An 810-nucleotide genomic window follows, 5' to 3' on the forward strand; every position below is an offset into this window, starting at 1 on the left:
CCTTCGGCCTGCGCCACGCAGCCGGCGACGCCGACCAGCATCTCGCGGCCGGCCAGGGCACGCTCGGCTTTCATGTCGCGGATACGGCCGAGCTCGGAATAGACCTTTTCGGCCGCCTTCTCCCTGATATGACAGGTGTTCAGCAGCACCAGGTCCGCCTCGCCAATGGCATCGGTCGCGGAATAGCCGTCGGCAGCCAGCGCATCGGCCATACGCTGCGAATCATAGACGTTCATCTGGCAGCCATAGGTCTTGATGAAGACTTTTTTCGCTGCCGTGGAAAGCACTGCCGGCTGTCCAGCCATAGTGCCGATGTCGTCGCTTTCTATCGTGTTCAAGTCCATAAGGCGGCTTCTAACGCCTTTCCGTGACAAAAAACAGACGATTCTCGGCCCGCGCCAGCAAGGGCATGCCGGGGCTAGCGGCTCGGCCGCGGGTCGGCAAGCGCCGCCTGCATCATCTCACGCACCTGGCTTTCCATCAGTTTCGACGTCTCCTTGCGGTTCGAACCCTTGGAAAAGGCGATTGCCTCGCCGAAATGCACCTCGACGTCGAGCGCGCCCTCCGCCAGCAATACCTTGAGATGCGGCATCAAATCCTCATCGCCGATCCAGGCGGCAAGCGGGCGATGCCGGCGGCCGAGCGGCACGCCGTGCAGACGCGTATAGGCGATCGCCACCGGCTGGATGAACACCTGTTCCGCCGCGCCTTCCGAAATCGCCATCGAGGCGGCGCCGAACAGCGTGCTCTTGAACGGCAGGACCATATTGCCGTCGCCGGTCGAGCCCTCGGCAAACAGCACCATCGCAT

General features: G+C 62.8%; 2 pseudogenes. Both read right to left on the reverse strand.

The features are described from left to right. A pseudogene (locus EN969_RS33500) lies at window positions 1–305 on the reverse strand (tRNA (N6-isopentenyl adenosine(37)-C2)-methylthiotransferase MiaB); the annotation flags it as partial. A gap of 113 nt (window positions 306–418) precedes the next feature. Next, a pseudogene (locus tag EN969_RS33505) lies at window positions 419–810 on the reverse strand (1-acyl-sn-glycerol-3-phosphate acyltransferase); the annotation flags it as partial.

This window comes from Mesorhizobium sp. M7A.F.Ca.CA.003.01.2.1, from assembly GCF_003998945.1.
Taxonomy (GTDB): Bacteria; Pseudomonadota; Alphaproteobacteria; order Rhizobiales; family Rhizobiaceae; genus Mesorhizobium; species Mesorhizobium ciceri.